Source organism: Dactylosporangium sp. NPDC051485 (assembly GCF_040682015.1).
GTDB lineage: Bacteria > Actinomycetota > Actinomycetes > Mycobacteriales > Micromonosporaceae > Dactylosporangium.
Genome location: NZ_JBFAZW010000092.1, coordinates 25608 through 44097 on the forward strand (window position 1 = coordinate 25608; position 18490 = coordinate 44097).

21 protein-coding genes and 1 tRNA gene are annotated in these 18490 nt (G+C 69.5%); 9 read left to right on the top strand and 13 right to left on the bottom strand.

Annotated elements, in window-relative coordinates; all coding sequences use genetic code 11:
- Positions 1 to 20: 20 nt before the first annotated feature.
- The 10 genes from AB0M46_RS38165 to AB0M46_RS38210 form a co-directional block, all read right to left on the bottom strand.
- Positions 21 to 1565, bottom strand: coding sequence for an APC family permease (locus tag AB0M46_RS38165; RefSeq protein ID WP_363344415.1), 1545 nt, complete (start codon positions 1563 to 1565; stop codon positions 21 to 23).
- A gap of 497 nt (positions 1566 to 2062) precedes the next feature.
- On the bottom strand, positions 2063 to 2803 hold the full coding sequence (locus tag AB0M46_RS38170) for a class I SAM-dependent methyltransferase (protein ID WP_363344417.1): 741 nt from the start codon (positions 2801 to 2803) through the stop codon (positions 2063 to 2065).
- 124 nt (positions 2804 to 2927) lie between these two features.
- Entirely contained in the window at positions 2928 to 3266 is a 339-nt protein-coding gene (locus AB0M46_RS38175; RefSeq protein WP_363344419.1) for a transcriptional regulator, read from the bottom strand.
- Positions 3256 to 3777, bottom strand: a complete 522-nt coding sequence (locus tag AB0M46_RS38180; RefSeq protein WP_363344421.1) for a hypothetical protein — start codon at positions 3775 to 3777, stop codon at positions 3256 to 3258. Before AB0M46_RS38180 ends, AB0M46_RS38175 begins: the two co-directional genes overlap by 11 nt.
- Positions 3737 to 4189 carry a hypothetical protein gene (locus tag AB0M46_RS38185; RefSeq protein WP_363344423.1) on the bottom strand — a complete coding sequence of 151 codons (453 nt, stop codon included), beginning with the start codon at positions 4187 to 4189 and terminating at the stop codon, positions 3737 to 3739. The genes AB0M46_RS38180 and AB0M46_RS38185 overlap by 41 nt, the downstream gene beginning before the upstream one ends.
- Positions 4190 to 4545: 356 nt before the next feature.
- Positions 4546 to 5211: a TetR/AcrR family transcriptional regulator gene (locus AB0M46_RS38190; protein WP_363344425.1), complete on the bottom strand. Its 666-nt coding sequence runs from the start codon at positions 5209 to 5211 to the stop codon at positions 4546 to 4548.
- A gap of 39 nt (positions 5212 to 5250) precedes the next feature.
- A tRNA-Arg gene (locus AB0M46_RS38195) sits at positions 5251 to 5323 on the bottom strand.
- Between the two features lie 109 nt (positions 5324 to 5432).
- Positions 5433 to 6443 (bottom strand): type I glyceraldehyde-3-phosphate dehydrogenase, encoded by a 1011-nt coding sequence (gene gap / locus AB0M46_RS38200; protein ID WP_363344427.1) that lies wholly within the window; start codon positions 6441 to 6443, stop codon positions 5433 to 5435.
- A gap of 25 nt (positions 6444 to 6468) precedes the next feature.
- Positions 6469 to 7524, bottom strand: coding sequence for a helix-turn-helix domain-containing protein (locus AB0M46_RS38205; RefSeq protein ID WP_363344429.1), 1056 nt, complete (start codon positions 7522 to 7524; stop codon positions 6469 to 6471).
- 141 nt (positions 7525 to 7665) lie between these two features.
- Positions 7666 to 8601: a helix-turn-helix domain-containing protein gene (locus tag AB0M46_RS38210; RefSeq protein ID WP_363344431.1), complete on the bottom strand. Its 936-nt coding sequence runs from the start codon at positions 8599 to 8601 to the stop codon at positions 7666 to 7668.
- Between the two features lie 191 nt (positions 8602 to 8792).
- Between AB0M46_RS38210 and AB0M46_RS38215 the strand changes: the two genes are divergently transcribed.
- Positions 8793 to 9041: a hypothetical protein gene (locus AB0M46_RS38215; RefSeq protein ID WP_363344433.1), complete on the top strand. Its 249-nt coding sequence runs from the start codon at positions 8793 to 8795 to the stop codon at positions 9039 to 9041.
- Entirely contained in the window at positions 9038 to 10414 is a 1377-nt protein-coding gene (locus tag AB0M46_RS38220) for a serine hydrolase (protein ID WP_363344435.1), read from the top strand. The genes AB0M46_RS38215 and AB0M46_RS38220 overlap by 4 nt, the downstream gene beginning before the upstream one ends.
- A gap of 172 nt (positions 10415 to 10586) precedes the next feature.
- Here the strand turns inward: AB0M46_RS38220 and AB0M46_RS38225 are convergent, their stop codons facing one another.
- Complete coding sequence (locus AB0M46_RS38225) at positions 10587 to 11135, bottom strand: hypothetical protein (RefSeq protein ID WP_363344437.1); 549 nt, start codon at positions 11133 to 11135, stop codon at positions 10587 to 10589.
- Positions 11136 to 11260: 125 nt separating this feature from the next.
- Here AB0M46_RS38225 and AB0M46_RS38230 point away from each other — a divergent pair, with 125 nt between their 5' ends.
- From AB0M46_RS38230 to AB0M46_RS38250, 5 genes are all read left to right on the top strand, one after another.
- Complete coding sequence (locus AB0M46_RS38230; protein WP_363344439.1) at positions 11261 to 11848, top strand: hypothetical protein; 588 nt, start codon at positions 11261 to 11263, stop codon at positions 11846 to 11848.
- Between the two features lie 183 nt (positions 11849 to 12031).
- Entirely contained in the window at positions 12032 to 12484 is a 453-nt protein-coding gene (locus AB0M46_RS38235) for a hypothetical protein (RefSeq protein WP_363344441.1), read from the top strand.
- Between the two features lie 111 nt (positions 12485 to 12595).
- Positions 12596 to 12856: a hypothetical protein gene (locus tag AB0M46_RS38240; RefSeq protein ID WP_363344443.1), complete on the top strand. Its 261-nt coding sequence runs from the start codon at positions 12596 to 12598 to the stop codon at positions 12854 to 12856.
- A 392-nt stretch (positions 12857 to 13248) separates the two neighbouring features.
- On the top strand, positions 13249 to 14163 hold the full coding sequence (locus tag AB0M46_RS38245) for a septum formation family protein (protein ID WP_363344445.1): 915 nt from the start codon (positions 13249 to 13251) through the stop codon (positions 14161 to 14163).
- 252 nt (positions 14164 to 14415) lie between these two features.
- A complete protein-coding gene (locus tag AB0M46_RS38250; RefSeq protein WP_363344447.1) occupies positions 14416 to 14895 on the top strand; it encodes a GrpB family protein in 480 nt (159 codons plus the stop codon).
- 358 nt (positions 14896 to 15253) lie between these two features.
- Here the strand turns inward: AB0M46_RS38250 and AB0M46_RS38255 are convergent, their stop codons facing one another.
- Positions 15254 to 15607 carry a metalloregulator ArsR/SmtB family transcription factor gene (locus AB0M46_RS38255; protein ID WP_363344449.1) on the bottom strand — a complete coding sequence of 118 codons (354 nt, stop codon included), beginning with the start codon at positions 15605 to 15607 and terminating at the stop codon, positions 15254 to 15256.
- Between the two features lie 98 nt (positions 15608 to 15705).
- Here AB0M46_RS38255 and AB0M46_RS38260 point away from each other — a divergent pair, with 98 nt between their 5' ends.
- Complete coding sequence (locus AB0M46_RS38260) at positions 15706 to 16725, top strand: NADPH:quinone reductase (protein ID WP_363344451.1); 1020 nt, start codon at positions 15706 to 15708, stop codon at positions 16723 to 16725.
- A gap of 218 nt (positions 16726 to 16943) precedes the next feature.
- Positions 16944 to 17345, top strand: coding sequence for a hypothetical protein (locus tag AB0M46_RS38265; RefSeq protein WP_363344452.1), 402 nt, complete (start codon positions 16944 to 16946; stop codon positions 17343 to 17345).
- A 519-nt stretch (positions 17346 to 17864) separates the two neighbouring features.
- On the opposite strand, the gene AB0M46_RS38270 is transcribed toward AB0M46_RS38265, so the two are convergent.
- Positions 17865 to 18245, bottom strand: coding sequence for a hypothetical protein (locus tag AB0M46_RS38270; protein WP_363344454.1), 381 nt, complete (start codon positions 18243 to 18245; stop codon positions 17865 to 17867).
- Positions 18246 to 18490: the final 245 nt, after the last annotated feature.

Consider the following 18490-nt stretch of genomic DNA (forward strand, 5'->3'; position numbering starts at 1 on the left):
GGAGGCCGCCGGGGGCCGGGTCAGTGCGAGGAACCGCTGTCGAGGTCGCCCGCCGCGCGTTCGGCGCGGTGGCCGCCCGTCACGGCGTCGAGAATGCCGAGGTCGGCGAGTCGCTCCTGCTCGGCGTCCGACAGCGTCTGTATCGAGCCCACCCGGGCCGCGACCTGCGGCCGGGTGGCCCGCAGCTGCAGGAAGCGCAGCAGCCCGACGAGCAGCAGCGCGAGGAACACGTACGGCAGGTACTTGTAGGCGCCGTCCGGCACCGGGACGAGGTTCTTGTAGATCACGTAGAGGATGCCGAGCGCCGCGAGCACCGCCACCACCACGGCTCCCGGCGTCAGCGCCTTGATCTTGCGCAGCCACAGCGGCGTCGCGATCGCCACCAGCAGGTACGCGAACAGGTACGCGTAGCTGGAGACGATGCCGACGTAGACGTCCCACTGGAACCGCCCGACCGAGTTGACCGTGCCGATCAGGCCGATGACGAAACCGACGACGCTGACGAACGCGATCGCGACGTGCGGCGTGCGGAACGCGGCGTGGACACGGCCGAGCGCACTCGGCAGGGCCTGCTCGCGGGCCAGCGTGAACAGGCTGCGCGCGCCGGAGTTGATCACGGCGGCGGAGAACACGATCATCGCGGTGCCGAGCGAGAGGGTGACGACGTAGGTCACCCAGTGGACATTCGCGTTCTCGGCCACGACCGGCAGCGGCGTACTGTCGGCGTCGAGCGTCTTCGGGCCCTGGAAGCCCAGCACCTCCGGGTAGGTCGCGACCAGGTAGAGCGCCGACAGGATGATGACCAGCCGCAGGACGGCCCGGGGTACATTGCGGTGGGCGTCGCGCGCCTCGTGCCCCAGGGAGGCGACGCTCTCGAAGCCGGCGTAGGACCCGACGGCGGTGACCGCGGCGATCAGGGTGGTGCTGGCGCCCAGGTGGCGCAGGCTGAACTGCCCGGCGTCGAGGTGCGGCCCGTAGTGGATGTAGGACGCGATCAGGATGACGAAGATCGCCACCAGCGACACGATCTCGAATCCGAGCCCGAGCCGGACCGACACGCTGACCCCGCGGAACGGGATGTAGAACGCCGCCGCCGAGGCGAGCACCAGCAGGAGCACCTTGACCGCCAGATGGTCGGTGGCCAGGCCGATCTCCTGCAGGAACGCGTTGAAGTACAACACGGCCCCGAGCACGCCGCCGGCCGCGAACCCGATGTACCCGAGGATCAGCGCCCAGCCGGTGACGAACGCGGCCACCGGACCGAGCCCGTTGCCGGCGTACGTCCCGAGCGATCCCGACGAGACCGTCCGCCTGGCCTGGAAGGCGATGAGCGCTGCGATGAGGTAGACGAGAGCCCCGCCGATGATCGCCGCCCAGAAGGCCCCCTTGCCGGCGACCAGGAACAGCGAGCCCGGGACGCTGGCGATCGCGACGCTCGGGGCGGCGGCCGCCAGCCCTTGCGCGAAGACGCCCAGGCCGGAGACGGCGCCGGCGGGAAGTTCACCGCTGTCGTTGGCGATGGGCGGCTGCACGCCGGCAGCCAGTGTGGATTCCTGTGTGGTCACGGTGGTGGACCTTTCAGCGCGATGCTGGGGGGGAAGGAAGGCATGGCAAGCCCACGGCGCGGGGCTTCGGCGGGCACGGCGATGTACCGGAGGCGGGAGGGGTGAAGGGCGGACGCGGCCGCCGTCGTGCCGGCGCCGCGGGACGCGATCAGGGCAGGCGGTCTCTACGCGTCGCGGCGGTGACGCGCTGGTGACGCGCTGGAGCGATGGCGCTCAGCAGGAACAGCGACCCCGGGAGCCCGCGTGACGACACAGGTCGAGGTATCGCCGGCGGATGAGGTGAGGGGCTGCCTTGGGCACGAGGCGATATTAACCGCAAAGCCTATGGGTTTACTAGGGATTAGCGATCGAGATCACCTGGTGATCGAGCGAGCAGCACACCCCGCCCCGCGCAGCCATCGCCGCGGGGCGGGGGCCTCCGCGCGCCAGCGGCCCGCAGCGATGGCCCTCTGCCGTCGGCGGGGACTCGGCGCCGGCCTCCCCGGCCGCGGCTGAAGTTAGATCAGGTCGACCGGCACGGGAGCGGCGCGGCGGGCAATCAGCAGGCGGAACATGATCGGGTCCCCCGACATGTCGAGGCGGTGCGTGAACGACGAATCGTGCAGCACTTCGAGGTATCCACCTGCCGTCATCGCGCGGAAGGCACTCGAAAACGGGTCGACACTGTCCAGGTCCAGCCAACGTTCGTGCACCGTCATGACGAGCATTGCCTCGCCGGTCAGCGTGTTCAAGGCTCGGATCAAGGCACCCGGCGGAATATGGCCGCCGCCGAGCGCGCCGACACACGTCAGCACCTCGAACTGCCCCTCGGTCAAGCGTTCGATCACGGCCGGTGCGGCACGCTCGAGGTCGGCGACCAGGTAGTCCTCATAGACGCCGGGCCGGTCGCGCAGGCAGGCGTCACGGGCCTCGGCGAGATTGTCCAGCCCGACGACAGCGGAGACCCCCGCGGCGCGCAACAGCTCGCCGACGAGACCGACACCGGCGCCCAGGTCGAGGACGCGTAACGTCGCCATGGCCCGGCCGAGTGCCGCCGCAGCGGTGATCGTGCCGTCAACCGCGACGGTTGGCGAGCGGCACTGCAGAAGGTCTTGCACGACCCGTTCATACAAACCGGGAACGGTGTAGATGCGTGCATAGTCGTGCAGATGTATCAGCTCGCGATGTCCGTCCCGCACGAACACGAAGCTTTCGTCCCGGGACGATGCCCCCTCGGGGAGCTCGACGGTCCAGGGCATCCCATCCACAGTATCCTCGATCACCTTCGCCGAACCCCTCGAGATGTGTGCGGACACAGCCGAGTGTCCAGGGTAGGCGACGCTGCCGACGACGCATCGGGCCGTGGGCACCGTCGCGAGCGTTTCACGCCGTCGCCGGGCCCATCTCGGTCCGGTGAGCGGCGCCGTGCTCGGTCGCGGCGGCGGCGATCTGCTGTAGCGCGGCCACGTGGCGGCCGAGCGCGGACCGGCCGGTGGCGCTCAGCCGGAGCCAGGTGCGCGGCCGCTTGCCGACGTAGCCCTTGTCGACCTCGACGAACTCGAGCCTGGTCAGCGTCGTGACCTGCTTGGACAGCGCCGAGTCGGACAGTCCGACGGTGTCGCGGACGAAGCCGAACTCGGCCCAGTCGGTCGCCGCCAGCAGCGACACGATCGAGAAACGGGTCGGGTCGAGCAGCGTCTGCGCCAGCCCCTCAGTCGCCATTGCGCCCCATCTCCCCATGTTGCCGGTACGCCTGCTCGATGGCCCAGGGCATACCCAGCGCGAGCAGCGGGCCGACGATGACCCCGACGATCGTATGGCTCCAGTGCGAGTGGATCTGGTCCGTCACCCGGTGCAGGCTGAACTCGACGGCGATGATCGCGACGATCCCGCCGACGGTCACCACGGAGACGCCGGCCGGCGGCCGGCCCCGCACCGACGCGCGGTAGCCCAAGGCGGCTCCCACCGGCCGGTAACGAACCGAGAGCGCGAGTGCCAGCAGCACGCCGATCACGCAGAGGTTGATCACCCCGGCCGCCCGTGGAAACACGTCGTCGGCGAATCCCTCGGCCGGGAACACCGCGCCGCCGAGCCACCACGGCCAGCGCGGTGAGCGGAAACGCAGCGCCTGATGGCGGCGTGCGGCCAGCTCGCGCAGGGCCCGCGCCGCCTGCTGGGGCGTGGGCTCGTCGTCAGGCGGCGGCCCGGTCGACGGCAGCTCTTTCGGTGGCACGCTCGCTCTCCCTCCGCAGGGTCCGCAGGATCAGCCACTGGTCGCACCAGATGCCCACCGGCACGACCACGAGCATGATGAGCCCGATCACGAGTTGCGGGTGGGGGCCGGTGTAGAGGTGGCCGAGCAGCGCGCCGAGCAGGCCGCGCAGTACCGCCAGGCCGATGGCGAGCAGCCGCGTCCGGGACGAGCGCAGCACGGCCCGCGTGTAGCGCATGCGCCGGCGTAGCACGCTGACCCAGAGCACGAGGTGCAGCAGCAGGATCCCGGACGGCACCAGCCCGCGCGCCGGGCTGCCGCTGGGGAACTCGTGGCTGATGTCAAAGCTGGCCACAAGCACCCCGGCCAGCACCAGATACCACACGGGGAGGCCCTGAATCCGCTGGTCCAGCCGATCAGCAGGGGCGGTCATGCCGACACTCTTCCCTCCTGGTCATCTACTTTCCTATGAGGAAAGTACGCCTCGCTTTCCACTCAGGCAAGTGAGGCGTCGTACGACTGCTCGGTGTCGCTGGCCCGGACCGCGCGGTGGCTGCTGGACCAGGGCGTCAACCCCACCCATGGGGGTATCAGCGGCGAGGAGCGGCCACATACGGACGCCTACCGGGTTGCCCTCGGCAACGGATGGAGCAGCATCAGCCCTCCCGGACAACTCGACGGACGACCATTGACCTGGCCCTGCCTGCCGCCCGCGTACGGGCGATCCCCCGCCGCCTGGCGCGGCCCGGCATAGCGGTCGGTGGTGCGCGCCTGCGCGGCGGACGGCGATCAGGTGGACGGCCACCGGGAAAGGCAGCCCGCCAGGATGACCGACACGATCTCCTCCAGGGCCGTGGGGAAGTCCACGCGCAGCCGGGCCATCTCCGGATCCTCGTAGACGCGCAGCATCGCCTCGGTCGGGTTGGTCACGGGCCAGAGGCCGCCCACCGACAGCAGGGTGCCGACGGCGGCCCGCACGGCGGCGTTGCCGGAGAGTTCGGGCAGTGAGGAGCGCAGTTGGGCGGCCATGCGTTCGACGTGCGCGGTCGACGCGAGCTTGTGCCGGCGGGCCACCTCGGGTGAGACGTTGCGTTCCAGTACCGACGCGGACACGCTGATCAGTTCGCAGGTGAGCGGGTCGGCGGCGAGCGATGCGGTGAGTACGGCGGCGACGCGCTCGTAGCGGGTGCGTAGGTCACCGCCGGCCGATGGTGGCGGGAGCGTTGCGTCCAGCCGGTCGAGCCATGCTTTGCAGGCCGTGTCGTACAGCTCCAGCAGCACCGCTTCGCGGGTCTCGAAGTACCGCAGCACGTTGGACTTGGCGAGCCCGACGCGGCGGCTCAGCTCGTTGAGGCTGAGGTCGGCGACCGGCATCTCGCCGAGCATCGTGGCCGCCGTGGAGACGACACCGCCGCCCGCCCGTGGGCACTCGCCGAGGAACTGACCGGCACCCACCTGCCCACGCCGAGCCTGCGCTAGGCGGTCCGCGCGCGCGTCCCCCGGCTGGGATCGAACCAGCGGCCTTGGCCTCCGTATGGCCATGCTCTACCCGCTGAGCTACGGGGGACGTGACCATGGTTCACGGGCGCACAGCCCGCGCACCATGATCACGTTCGATGATAGGGGCCCCGCGTCCTGGTGGGCAAAGGGGTTTCGAGGAGCTGGACGTCGGGCGGTCAGGCGATCCTTTTGGCACGCATCAGGGTCAGGGTGTCCACGACCCGGTTGGCGAAGCCCCACTCGTTGTCGTACCAGCCGACGACCTTCACGTGCCGCCCGTCGACCCTGGTCAGCGCCGAGTCGAAGATGCACGACGCCGGATCGCCGACGATGTCGGCGCTGACGATGGGGTCGGAGCAGTACGACAGGATGCCCTTGAGCGGACCCTCGGCCGCCTCCCGGTAGGCGTCCAGCACCGCGTCGCGCGTCACCTCGGTCTCGACGGTCGCGTTGAGCTCGACGAGCGAGCCGACCGGGACCGGCACCCGGATCGAATCACCGGACAGCCGCCCGGCCAGGCCCGGCAGGACGAGCCCGATCGCCTTGGCGGCGCCGGTGGTGGTCGGCACGATGTTCACCCCGGCGGCGCGGGCTCGGCGCGGGTCCCGGTGCGGGCCGTCCTGGAGGTTCTGCTCCTGGGTGTACGCGTGCACGGTGGTCATGAACCCGTGCTCGATCCCGGCCAGCCCGTCGAGCACGGCGGCGAGCGGCGCGAGCGCGTTGGTGGTGCAGGAGGCGTTCGACACGATCGTGTGGTGGTACGGGTCGTACGCCTCGGTGTTCACGCCGTACGCGAGCGTCACGTCGGCGCCGGCCGAGGGTGCGCCGACGAGCACGCGCTCGGCGCCGGCCTCGAGGTGTGCGCGGGCCGCGTCGGCGGCGGTGAACCGGCCGGTGGTCTCCAGCACGATATCGACGCCGAGCTCGGCCCAGGGCAGCTTGACCGGCTCGCGCTCGGCGAGCGCCCGGATGCGCCGCCCGTCGACGAGCAGGTCGTCTCCTTCGACCGCGACGGGGCGCCCGATCCGCCCGAGCGTGGTGTCGTACTTCAGCAGCTGCGCCAACGCCTCCGGCGCCGCGAGATCGTTGACGGCGACGACTTCGAGGTCGCTGTCGCGCTCGACGATCGCGCGCAGCACGCCGCGCCCGATGCGTCCGAACCCGTTGATGGCAATTCGTCCAGACATGCGGCAATCGTGCCGGTGCATCGGATCAGGCGACAGCGGAAGGTTCGCCAGTCTCCGCAAGCATCGCGCCACTCGACCGCGTCGCTGCCGACATCGCGCCGCTCGGGCGCGTCTCTGCCGATGTCGCGCCGCTCGGGCGTGCAAAGGTCTTGCGGTATTCGCTCGGTGACGTGCCCAGAATCCGCTGGAAGTGCAGCCGCAGGTTCGACCCGGTCCCGAGCCCGACCCGCGCCGCGATCTGCTCCACCCCGAGTCCGCTGCGCTCGAGCAACTCCCGTGCCCGGTCCACCCGCGCCCGCAGGATCCACTGCGTCGGCGTGTACCCGGTCTCCTCCACGAACCGCCGCGACAGCGTCCGCGCCGACACGTTCGCGTTGCGGGCCAGGTCCTCGAGCGCGAGCGGCTCGTCGAGCCGCTCGAGCGCCCACTGCCGCGTCGCCGCGAAGTGCTCGCCGACTGCCTCCGGCACGCTGCGCGGGATGTACTGCACCTGTCCCCCGCTGCGGTACGGCGCCGCCACGAGCCGCCGGGCCACGTGATTGGCGAGCGCGACCCCGTGATCGCGGCGCACGAGGTGCAGGCACAGGTCGATCCCGCTGGCCGCCCCGGCCGAGGTGAGCACCTCCCCCTCGTCCACGAACAGCACGTCCTCGTCGACGAGGATCGCGGGATGGCGCCGAGCCAGCTCGCGCGTGTAATGCCAGTGCGTGGTGGCCCGCTTGCCGTCGAGCAGCCCGGTCGCGGCGAGCGCGAACGCCCCGGTCGAGATCGCGGCAAGCCGAACCCCGCGCGCGTGGGCAGCGCGCAGCGCCGCCACGACCTCGGCCGGCGGCTCCTCACGATCCGGATTCCGGTACCCGGGAATGAACACGGTGTCGGCCGCATCGAACGCGTCGAGCCCCTCGGCCACGTGATATGCGAGCCCGTCCCCACCGGCCACGAGCCCGGGCGCGGCGCCGCACACGTGCACCGCGTACGGCATGCTGGGCCGGTTGGTGAACACCTGCGCCGGAATGCCCACGTCGAGCGGCTTGGCCCCGTCGAGCACGAGCACCACGACTCGATGAACCCCGTCAGCCACGGCCGCCCTCCTCACCCGTGCAGCCTCACACCGATGCGGGCCGGCACGACAGTGGCGTGAAAGCCACGTACCGCAAGTATCCCGCCACCGCCCCACGCCGCCCACGCCGTGACTGCAGCCGCTGGGCTTCGCGGCCCGCATCTAGCGGACGTGGCCTGGGTCTTCGAGGGCCTGGCGTTGCGCCGGGCCGAGGCGGTCCGGTCTCGTGGTGATGGTGTAGGTCTCGGGCTCGGTGGTCCGCAGCACGAGCGGATCGGCGATGGCGGGGTGCAGTTGGATTGCGTCCAGGGCGGCGGTGAGGCGGTCCCGGGGCCAGTCGAGCGCGGTGGCCAGTGTGTCAAGGGTGAGCGGTCGACCGGCGTGGACGAGTGCGGCGAGCACGGTCAGCGCGTCGTACCCGACGGGCTCGGCAAGGGTGCTGCCGCCCATCTGTTCGCTGAGCCGGGCGAAGAACTGGCCCATCCTGCCCAGCCGGGTTCCGGCGGTCGTGCCGGCACCGAAGATCTTGATCCCCCGCTGCGCCGCCACCGCGATCTCGCGGTGTGCGCCGGTGTCGGCCTGCCACGCCCGGAGCCAGACGTCGTCGTCGATGCGGTATCGCTCCCGGCGCCCGCCGGGAGCCGGTTGGCGTACCGCCAGTGCCATGGCTTCCAGGTAGCCGATGGACTTGGACACTGACGCCGGACTGACCTGTAACCGGCGCACCAGTTCGGCTGCCGTGAGGCCGGCGGCGTCGGCGGTAAGCAGGCAGACGAACACCCGGGCTGTCATCCTGGGCAGTCCGGTCGCGGCCAGCAGGGTCGCGAACTCGTCCACGAAGCCGCGCACCACCTCGGTCGGCTGCCCGTCGCTCGTCGTCGCGGACGGCCGGGGCTTGCGCCGGCGAGCACGGTGGCCAGCGGCCTGCTGGGCGTCGTCGGCCAGGTAGGCGACGGGTGCGCCGTTGCGTGCGACCTCGCGGCTGATGGTGGACGTCGGCCGGCCGAGCCGGCGGCCGATCTCGGCGTACCCGAGCCCGTCGGCCAGCCATGCAGCGATCCGCCCGCGGTCCTCGTGGGTCAGCCTGGCTCCCGGCACCGGCGCCCTCCCCTGTTTGCGTTCATCAACAGTACATTGCAACGGCTGGACTGAGGTAGTTGCGTTCATTCCCAATGCTGTTGCAACAATCGCTCTCCAGCTCTACTTTTGCGATCCCATATGGTTGACGACTTTTGAAACGCAACGTAGCTTTTCCGCATACTGAAAGGAAGGCATCGATGGTACATGTGATGGCTGTTTCGACGGTTTCGGACAACAGCATGTTCTGGAGTGGCCTGAAGAAGGCACACGCCATGCTCCCCAAGGGCGCCAGGTGGAAGGTCGCGGTCGCGAGCAAGGACGGGGCCAAGGCGGTCAACATCATCGCTCACGACTCCATCGACGGCGTGCGGGACTTCTTCGAGACACACGCGGGCGCCTTCGCCACGACGGAGTACTTCGAAGCGGACGCGGCGAACGCGGTCGGTCTCCCGCGATGACGATCGACATGCCGCGGATCCGGACTCGGGTCGCTGAACTCCTGGCGGGGTACGGCATCCCGAGCGCCGCGGTCGGTGTCCTCCACGACGGGCAGATTGCCGAGTTCGCGGTCGGCGTCAAGAACGTGGAAACCGGGGAGGCCGCGACGATCGACACCGTCTACCAGTGCGGCTCCATGACCAAGACGTGGACCGCGCTGGCCTTCATGCAACTCGTCGATGAGGGCAAGGTGGACCTGGACGAGCCGGTGCGGACCTACCTGCCCGGCTTCAGGGTGGCCGATCCCGAGGCGAGCGCCAAGGTCACCCCGCGCCACCTGCTGTACCACACCAATGGCATCGAAGAGATCTACGGCGATCCCGGCGAGAACGACGACGTCTACGAGCGCATGGTCGAAAACATCGGGGACGCGCCCCAGGTGTTCCCGCTGGGCCGGACCCACGGCTACAGCGCGGCCCTGGGGTACGCGATTCTCGCGCGGATCCTGGAGGTGCTCGACGGCAAACGCTGGGACGACGTCATGCACGATCGCCTCTTCGACCCCATGGGCCTGACCAGCACGAGCAGCCGGCGCGAGCAGGTGGACGAAACCCGGGCCGCGACCGGGCACCTGATCCGCTCCCTGGACGAGGGCCCGATCGTCACTCCGGTGGACTTCCTGCCGCGAGCCTTCGGCCCCGGCGGCAACATCACCTCGACGATCCGGGACGTCCTCACGATGGCGCACGTCCTGCTCCACGAAGGCACCGCACCGAACGGCACGCCCATCGTCTCGGCCGAAAGCCTCCGGGAGATGATGCGCTCGCGGGTGCCCGTCCCCGATCCGTACATGTTCGGACCCGAATGGGGACTCGGCCTCATCGTGTGTGATTGGCGCGGCGAAACCGTCTACGCCACCGACGGCAGCACGATCGGCCAGAACGCCCGGCTACGGATCCTACCCGGCTCGGACACCGCCGTCGTGATGCTGACGAACGGCGGACCCCGGGAAAGCTTCTACCGCAAGGTGTTCAACGAGATCCTGACCGACCTCGGCACGGTAACCATCCCGGACCTGCCCGCACCGGACCCGACGCTGAACCTCGACCTGTCCAGGTACGAGGGCGTCTACGAGCGCCCCGGCACCCGGTACGAGGTGGCAGCCGACGGTGGAACGTTGTACCTGACCCTGGTCCTCGACCCGATGCACGCAGATGTCCTCCAGAAGCCAGACCGTCTCAGCTATGAGCTCCTTCCGGTGAGCGAGACACATTTCCTCATGCCAACGACGGATCCGTTGGAGGACACTCAGACGGTCGCGATCTACGACTTCACCGACGGCGCCGCCCGATACCTCCACACCAACTGCCGTGTACACCCACGATCAGGCTGACGGCCTGGTATTCACGCTCCGGCCGCTGGTTGCTGCGGCTCTCGCTGCACTGCTACTCGCCGCGGCGACGGGCTGTACTCGGTTGTCCGGTGCTGAGCGGACCACCGCGCATACGATCGCGTCGCCAAGTCCGACCGCTGATCCGATGGACATGGAGCAGACATGGGCCTGGCTACATCTTCAAGGCCGGGCAGTGCGGCTTGACCTCGGCATTGGCCTTGTCCATCTCCTCGATGGGGTCAATGGTGGCAAAGCTGTCGGCGCGCCAGGTGTCTGCGTAGATCACCGAGTAGTGCTTGATCGCTGTCTTCGCCGCGGGATCGGCGGCCTTGGCCAGCTCGGCGTCGATCACCTTGTCCAGCCTGCTGAGCACGACCTCGGCATCTGCCTTGACCTTCGCGATCTGCTGCGGGTCATGGCTGAGCGACGCCTTGGCCATCGCACTGCCGAGCGGCAGCAGCTGGCCCTCTTCTGCCTTGTAGGCGGCCACCACCGCCTTGCACACCGCCTCGGTGTTGGCTTTCACGTCAACGGTGGCGCTCGGTGCGGCCGCCGCGCTCGTGGCTGCCCCGCTCGCAGCCGCCCCGTTCGTGGCCGTTGTGTTGCCCGGCTCTCTGGTGCATCCGGTGGACAGGCCGACCGTCGTGGCAAGCAGTAGCACCGGCAACAGTCGTGGCGTTCGCATGTTGTCTCCCGTGTCGTGAACCAGCGACAGCAGCATAGAGACCACCACCGACATTTTCTGCCCTGGTGCTTGGAGGAGTTGCGGGCTCGGAGTGCCGGCAACCAATCGTGGCCGACGACCCGCTCCACCTCTGAAGCCCCGAACGCGATACGTTCGGGATCGTGACCATCGTCTTCGCCGACCGCGGCCTGCACCTCGGTGTCCTGGGCGCCCTACTGGCCGCCGGCGGCATCACCGCCACCGATCTCAAGACCATCATCGACTCGACCGGACCGGACGGCCCGGACGACGGCTATCCGGGCCCCGGCCCGCGCCTGGCGGCATCGCTGAACCTCCTGCACTCCTTTGCGGTACCTTCAGCCCTCGCGGCAGCGGTCGACCGGCTGGACTTCGACGGCGGCAACGACATCTACATGCTCATCGAGCAGACCCTGGACATCGACACCGGCGGCGAGTCCGACGACTACAACGTGACCTCGCTGGAGGGCATCCACGCATTGTCGGGCCTGCGGTCATTGAACCTCGACGGCCACGGCTACCACCCAGCGCCGCTGGACCTGACTCCGCTGACGGGCCACCCGACGCTGGCGAAGCTGTTCCTCACCGGCGATTGCACGACGGCCGGGGCACTGGAGTCGCTGCCGGCACTGCGCGACCTGGACGTCGCCCTGGCCCGCCTCGACGACCCTGCCGTGTTGACCCGTTTGGAGGCCCGCGGCGTGACGATCCGCTATCCCAGACGCCGTTGATCACAGCCGCCCGCGCCGTCCTCTCCGCGGCTACTGAGCGTAAGGCTGATCCTGGCTAGGTTGATGTCGACCGGATTTGTCGTATCCGGGCAGTGCTGTTCGTAGCCAGGGTGAGCGGCCGCCCACGAGGGCGGGCGCCGTCACGACTACAGCGCCGTCACGACTACAGGAGGATGCCGACCGATGCAGCACGCACAAGCCAAGGTCCACCGCATGTTCGAGCTCGTCGAGCCGATCGCCACCGTCACCTTCTCGGAGGTACCGAACGAGGCGTTCCTGGCCCTCGGCATGCGCAACTATTGGGACGGATACTTCGCGGGCCGGGCCGCGCCCCTGGGGCTGGCACCGGCCGGGGTGGTGCACGCGGTCTTCTACAACTTCGCCGACGGCGAGGTGGCGCGCCACATCCCGTGGGTGTGGGGGAAGACCACCCCGCAGGAGGCGATCGCCGTGCGCGAGCGGAGCAGCGCCGCCGCGCTGCGCCAGATGATCGGGGAGCTCGCCGACTCCGCAGGGCTGGTGCGGGTCGCCGACCTCGCCACCCGAGCGGCGGTCAGCGCGCCGACTGAGGGTCGCGTGCTGTACGCCGGGCTCCGGGCGCTCGACGTGCCCGAGGAGCCGGTGGCCAGGCTCTGACACGCGGCGACGCTGCTGCGGGAGCATCGCGGGGACGGCCACAACGCCGCCCTCCTCGCCCACGGCATCGGCGGCACCGAGGCCCACGTCCTGCTCGCGCTCTCCCTCGGCATGAGGGCGGAGGAGTTCGGCCGAGTCCACCACCTGCCCAAGGCGCAGCTGGCCGCTGTCGTTGACGGGCTGCGCGGCCGCGGCCTCGTGGACGCCGCCGGCGGGCTCACCGACGCCGGCCGAGCGACCAGGGAGCGGATCGAGGCCCTCACCGACGAGCTGGCGGCGCCGGCGTACGACGTGCTCAGCACGAACGAACTCGACGAGCTGATCGCAGGGCTCGAGCCGATCGCCGCCGCGGCGAAGGCCGCCGACGACTGAGTGGGCGCATCAGCCGACGGCCACGACCCCAGCTCGACGTGGCGGCGGTGCTTGGGCGCCCCGCGCGTACATTCGCCCAGTGGGCCGCCGACCACGCGGCCTACTTCGCCTGAGCCCGCTCAAGGGGCCAAGGTGCTCGCCACCCGCCAGAGGAGCACACCTGCCCATTGGGAAGGCCATGCGATGCGCGCGACGCCGGCGCGACGATGATCCGAGGCGCGCTCATCGGCAAGACAGTTAAGCTTCGACGCCGCCGCGCCGGTCACTTTCCGTGACAACTACTGGGCTTGTGGCCGCGCATCAACAGCGGCATGTGCGGATGTTTGGGAAGCGCTCCTGGACAGGGTTCGTTGGCGCAGAATGATCCTGCGCGTGATCTATAGTGCGCAACCGTGCGTTATACCGTGCTCGCCGCCGCCGCTGCGGTCGTGCTGCTGGCCGGGTGCGCCGGCTCCGATGATCTCGACGGGAACGGGGGCCGGCCGCCGTCGGCGTCATCGTCGCCGGTTGAGGCGCTACCCGCGGTCGGGGCCTGCCTGACGTCAGGCGGCAACATCGCGTACGCGGACAAAGCCGACCCGGCCACCAAAAGCGTCAGCTGCGACACGCCGCACAAGCTCGAGGTGGTGAGCACCGGCCGGTTCCCTGACAGCGGGCAGGTCCCCGGCTGGGGCAGCGACGCGCTGCGGGCCGTGTACGGCGAATGCGGCAAGGCCGCCACCGCATACCTGGGCGCCGACTGGCACGGCGGCTGGCTGTTTCTGCACATCGGCCGCCCGGCCGGCGCCGACTGGGCCGGCGGCGCCCGCGGCTACGTGTGCAGCATCGCGGAGTTCGAGCGCACCGACTCGTCCGCGCCCGCTCTGGAGCGCACCGGCACCCTGCGAGGCGACCTGGCCCCCGGCGGCCCCGGGAAGGTCGCCCAGCACTGCGCGACGCTGATCGCCCAGGATCCCGACGCCCAGGGCTTCTACGACGGCGCCAGCCAGAGGCGGTCCGACTGCGCGGCTCTGCACGACGCCGAGTACGCAGGTTCCGTCGAGCAGCCGGCCGGGGTGTTCCCGGCGTGGGAGTCACAGCAGGCGTTCGCGCGCGACAAGTGCGATGCCCTGGTCGCGGGGCTGCTCGGGCTGACGCCGCAGGCCTTGACCAAGCGCCACGACGTGCGCAGCCTGTTGACCTACCTCGATGACCAGTCGGAGTGGCAGGCCGGCGAGCGCTCGAACCTCTGCTACGCGACGGTGTCCCAAAGCCACAAGGTCCGCGCGAGCATCAAAGATCTCCGGTCCGGACCGCTGCCGTACTGAGCCTGAATCCGCCGACGGCAACCCGGACCGATGCAGGCAACGGGATCGGCGCTGCGTCCGTTGCCGAGAACGCGACCCGCGGCAGATCCGGAAAGCGGTGCCGCCGACGCGAGGGCCGCAAGAGCCACCAGTACGGGCTATTACGCCGCGTAGCGATCGAATTGCGGCAGATGTGCGCACCGGTTCGTCGGTTGTTCCGGCGCCGACTCGGTGGTCTGCGTTGCGTGGCATCATGGCGGAGTGTCGAGTCCAGTGGAGATCATCGACTACGACCATGGCTGGGGGGCAGCCTTTGTTGACCTGGGCGCCACGCTTCGCGACGCTCTCGGCGACGTAGCGGTTCGTATCGACCATATTGGCTCGACCGCGGTAACCGGCCTGGCCGCCAAGCCGGTTATCGACGTCCAGGTGTCGGTGCGATCACTCGAACCGGTCGATACGTTCCGAGAACCGCTGGAGCGGCTCGGGTACATCTACCGGGCCGACAACCCGGAGCGGACGAAGCGCTACTTCAGGGAACCGCCGGGACATCGCCGGACGCATATCCACGTACGTCAGCTCGGAAGCTTCTCCCAGCAGGTCCCGCTGCTCTTCCGCGACTATCTGCGGTCACATCTCCCGGTGGCCGCCGAGTACGCCGACGTGAAGCGCCGATGTGCAGCGCTGTTCCGCCACGACCGGCAGGGCTATGTCGAGGCGAAGGACTCGTTTTGTGTGGGAGGTCATCCGTAATGCCGACGCCTGGGCCCAGCATCGGCTGGACACCCGGACCGAGCGACGCCTGACAGCGCGTTACCACGATGAGCAGCGCTCCTGGATGCGCGCTCATCGGCATGTTGGAGCACCCTGCTTGGCGGTTGCCGCTTGGGCGCCCAGTGCGGACTGTGACGGAGCTCTAGCAGACACCGCGCACGATCGGCGGCATGTCCGCACAGCTGATCAAGCAGCGCCGACAGCCGCGAAGGCGCGGACGAGTTCCGAAGACGTTCGCGGCCAAGGCGGGCAGCCCCCGGCGGCCGTCGCCGCTAGAGCCGCACGCGTTGCGTCGCAAGTTCCAAAGGGGACCTGGTGGCACTCGTTTTCGCCTGCGTCATGCGGTTGAGGTGGGCGCCTCCGGGGCGGCGCGGGCAAGGCCGTGTTCGCGGAGCATGGTCAGCAGCCCGGGGAAGCGCCGTTCCACCTCGTCGTAACGTAGCGTGACCAGCCGGCGGATGCCGTCGACGCGCGTGCGGATCAGGCCGGCATCGCGCAGCACCTTGATGTGGTGCGACAGGGTGGACTTGCTGATGGTGATGCCGGTTTTGCTGAGGACGTCGCTGCCGCAGGTCCAGTCCCCGGCGGCGTCGAGCGCTCGCACGAAGGTGAGCCGTACCGGGTCGGCGAGCGCGCTGAGCACGACGTCGATCGTCACGGTCTCGATGGCGGGTTCGGTCACCTCGGTCACGAGACGAAGCGTAGCCATCCCTTGCGGAAAGTTCGACCCACGTCGTACCGTTCGATCCAGGTCGAACCGTACGACGCAGATCGAACATTGGACGGATCATGAAAGCGATCATCTACCGTGACAACGGCGGCCCCGACGTTCTCCAGCTCGTCAAGCGTGACCAGCCCACGCCGGGGCCCGGCGCGGTCCGCGTCCAGGTCGTCGTGTCCGGGGTCAACCCGACCGACTGGCAGGCCCGCTCCGGCATCGCCCATCGCAAGCTGTTCCCCGAGATCACCCCGCATCTCGACGGCGCCGGCGTGATCGACGCCGTCGGTGAGGGCGTCGACGCAGCCCGGGTCGGGCAGCGTGTGTGGCTGTTCATGGCCGCCGCCGGGCGGCCCACCGGCACCGCCGCCGAGTTCACCGTCGTGCCCGCCGGCCAGGCTGTGCCGTTACCCGACGAGGCCGGCTTCGACGTCGGCGCCTCGCTCGGCGTGCCCGCGCTCACCGCACACCGCGCACTGACCGTCGCCGAGGACGGGCCGCGCCGCCTGTACCCCGGCGCGCTGGACGGCAAGGTGGTGCTCGCCGCCGGCGGGGCGGGCGCGGTCGGGCATGCAGTCATCCAACTCGCCCGATGGGCCGGCGCCACCGTGGTCGGCACGGTCAGCGGCCCGGAGAAGGCGAAGCTGGCCACCGCGGCCGGCGCACACCATGTGATCAATTATCGCGAGGACGACGCGGCCGCCGCCATCCGTGCGATCGCCCCGGACGGCGTCGACATCGTCGCCGAGGTGGCGCTGGGCGCGAACCTCGCGCTGGACCTGGCTGTGCTGCGTACCCGCGGCACGATAGCGACCTACGCCAATGAGGGCGGACAAGCGGTCGAGCTGAACGTGGGGCAGAACATGGTGCTGAACACGCGCTTGCAGTTCCTGGTGCTCTATACGGCCGGCCCGCAAGCGCGTGCCACGGCCGTCGAGGACGTCGCCACAGCGGTCCGCGACGGTGCCCTGCCGGTCGGCGAGGAGCACGGCCTGCCACTGGTCCGCTTCCCGCTGCACCGCACCGCCGACGCTCACCGGGCAGTGGAGACCGGCACTGTCGGCAAGGTACTGGTGGACGTCACGCCCTGAAGTTCAGCCAGCAGCCGCATCTCCGACTCGCACCGGCGCGGGTCCGCATCTCGGCAGATCCGCACGCCGAACAGCTGTGGGTCCATCACGGTGCGTAGAGCGCGGATCGCGACATGAGCGCACCGTCGGCAGTTGCCCAGCGCGTCGACCTGGCCGCGGTCGCCGACATTGGGTCACACGCGCGTGAAGTACTCCCGGGCGCGGTCTACGCTGATCGCGTGGTTGAACGTGTTCAAGTGGCGCTGACGCCGGTCGCCTGGGATCGGCTCACCGTGGGGGCCGGGGTCGGCTACGCCACGCTCGTGTCGGTGCCGCTGGCGGTCGGGTATCCGGAGTCGACGCCGCTGTACGTCATCTGTGCGCTACTGACGGCGGCACCGCTGGCGTTCCGGGACCATCTGGACTTCAGGGCCGTGTGCCTGCTGGTCACCGTCGTGTTGGTGCTGGCGGCGCTGTGCGGGGTGTTCTTCGGCCTGTTCGTGTACGTGCCGGTCGCGCTGCCGTTGGTCCTGGCCGCACTGCCGACGCCGAAGCGGTACCAGCGCGCGAAGCTCGTTGCGGTCGGGGTCGTGCTCGCCGCGGTCCTGGTGCTGTTCGCCATCCAGTTCGCCCGATTCTGAACGGTTCTTGGTGCTAGCCGGTCAGGCCTCGCCTCATCCGTTCGAGCTCTGCGGCCATCGCAGCCGGCCTTGATCGTCAACCACGGAGGCTACATCTGAGCCCAAGGTCGCCGATGGCCATAGCACCCCCTGGCCGCAGGCAGGATCACGTGCGCTCCATTCGGCAGCACAGGATGCCTCTGCCTCGCCGAGCCAGTCACCGTCTGTGACGAGCATTGGCCAGCCGCCGCGCACCAACGGCGGCAGATCCGAAACCAAGATCGTCAGTTCGTGCTGGTGGTCCGTTGGTCGACGGAGTTCCACGGCCCGGTCAGCAGCGGTCAACGACCGATCAGCTTCAGCGGCTCACCGCGCTGACACCATGCGCACTGTGGCCGTTCGCCGCCTGCGGACGTCACGATGCTGGTCGGCGCACGAGAGGGTGCCGATGTGGTCCGGGCCGGGCACCATCGGTCGGGCCTCGGGCTCAATGGCAGGTTCGGCGTGCGTTTCGTGGCGCTCGATCGCGTTTGCGGCGGGTCAGGTGTGCCGCCACGACGCGGCATCTGGGCCGTCGTTCGGGCCGGGGATCACCTCGCATGCCTGGTCGATCTTTTCGTTACGAACGAGACCGTCGATCGCCTCGATCATGGCGGTTATGCCTGGCCTGGGAATGATGACCAGGTCGGCTGACCAGAAGTAGCTCCCACCTGCGGCTTCGCCGGTATGCGCCCAGCGGCGTAGCACTGCATCGATCGCGTCGAGGGTCATGAGGTTCACGTAGTAGGTCAGGCCTCCGGCGACGGTCACGTAGATGTCCTGGTCCCGGAGTTGTTCAAGGTCACGTCCGTGGTCGGGGAAGCGCGCGACGAACCGCTCGTGCTCGATGACGAAGTAGTGGCGGTCTTTCGTGATTTCCATTGGAGCCCCGTCCGGGGTGTCGACGTAGTCATGATCCCGCAGCGGTCGGCGGGCTCGTGGACATCCTGTCACCCGCATCCTGGCGGGTCGCATAATGCGCGATCAACGCGACGGAGCGTCATGGCGACCGGGGTCGTCAGCTCGCGGATATGGTTCCCCTCTAGGTCAAGGGGTCTTCGCAAGATTCTTCCGGGTTGTTCTAGCCTTGTTGGTGGCGGGTCCGGGCTGTGACTTGTCCGAAGTGG

Bases quoted from the DNA above. Each gene is read 5' to 3' on its own strand.
- AB0M46_RS38175 (WP_363344419.1), bottom strand. From the start codon at position 3,266: ATGGCGACTGAGGGGCTGGCGCAGACGCTGCTCGACCCGACCCGTTTC.
- AB0M46_RS38185 (WP_363344423.1), bottom strand. From the start codon at position 4,189: ATGACCGCCCCTGCTGATCGGCTGGACCAGCGGATTCAGGGCCTCCCC.
- AB0M46_RS38220 (WP_363344435.1), top strand. From the start codon at position 9,038: ATGACGATCGACATGCCGCGGATCCGGACTCGGGTCGCTGAACTCCTG.
- AB0M46_RS38270 (WP_363344454.1), bottom strand. From the start codon at position 18,245: ATGGAAATCACGAAAGACCGCCACTACTTCGTCATCGAGCACGAGCGG.
- AB0M46_RS38225 (WP_363344437.1), bottom strand. From the start codon at position 11,135: ATGCTGCTGTCGCTGGTTCACGACACGGGAGACAACATGCGAACGCCA.
- AB0M46_RS38215 (WP_363344433.1), top strand. From the start codon at position 8,793: ATGGCTGTTTCGACGGTTTCGGACAACAGCATGTTCTGGAGTGGCCTG.
- AB0M46_RS38260 (WP_363344451.1), top strand. From the start codon at position 15,706: ATGAAAGCGATCATCTACCGTGACAACGGCGGCCCCGACGTTCTCCAG.
- AB0M46_RS38170 (WP_363344417.1), bottom strand. From the start codon at position 2,803: ATGCCCTGGACCGTCGAGCTCCCCGAGGGGGCATCGTCCCGGGACGAA.
- AB0M46_RS38235 (WP_363344441.1), top strand. From the start codon at position 12,032: ATGCAGCACGCACAAGCCAAGGTCCACCGCATGTTCGAGCTCGTCGAG.
- gap (WP_363344427.1), bottom strand. From the start codon at position 6,443: ATGTCTGGACGAATTGCCATCAACGGGTTCGGACGCATCGGGCGCGGC.
- AB0M46_RS38240 (WP_363344443.1), top strand. From the start codon at position 12,596: ATGAGGGCGGAGGAGTTCGGCCGAGTCCACCACCTGCCCAAGGCGCAG.